Genomic DNA, 533 nt, shown 5'->3' with positions numbered 1-533 from the left:
AACTACGTGCCAGCAGCCGCGGTAATACGTAGGGCGCAAGCGTTGTCCGGAATTATTGGGCGTAAAGAGCTCGTAGGCGGTTTGTTGCGTCCGTCGTGAAAGCCCACGGCTTAACCGTGGGTCTGCGGTGGATACGGGCAGACTAGAGGCAGGTAGGGGAGAACGGAATTCCCGGTGTAGCGGTGAAATGCGCAGATATCGGGAGGAACACCGGTGGCGAAGGCGGTTCTCTGGGCCTGTACTGACGCTGAGGAGCGAAAGCGTGGGGAGCGAACAGGATTAGATACCCTGGTAGTCCACGCCGTAAACGTTGGGCGCTAGGTGTGGGGTCCTTCCACGGATTCCGCGCCGCAGCTAACGCATTAAGCGCCCCGCCTGGGGAGTACGGCCGCAAGGCTAAAACTCAAAGGAATTGACGGGGGCCCGCACAAGCGGCGGAGCATGTTGCTTAATTCGACGCAACGCGAAGAACCTTACCAAGGCTTGACATTGCCGGAAAACCATCAGAGATGGTGGGTCCTTTTTGGGCCGGT

1 rRNA gene is annotated in these 533 nt (G+C 58.7%); it reads left to right on the top strand.

The window, feature by feature from the left end:
- Positions 1 to 533, top strand: a 16S ribosomal RNA gene (locus AF1_RS32800); the annotation flags it as partial.

This window comes from Actinomadura formosensis NBRC 14204 (assembly GCF_001552155.1).
In the GTDB taxonomy this organism is placed as follows: domain Bacteria; phylum Actinomycetota; class Actinomycetes; order Streptosporangiales; family Streptosporangiaceae; genus Spirillospora; species Spirillospora formosensis.
Note: the sequence above shows the minus strand (reverse complement) of the source record. Positions and strands in the feature narration are given on the sequence as shown.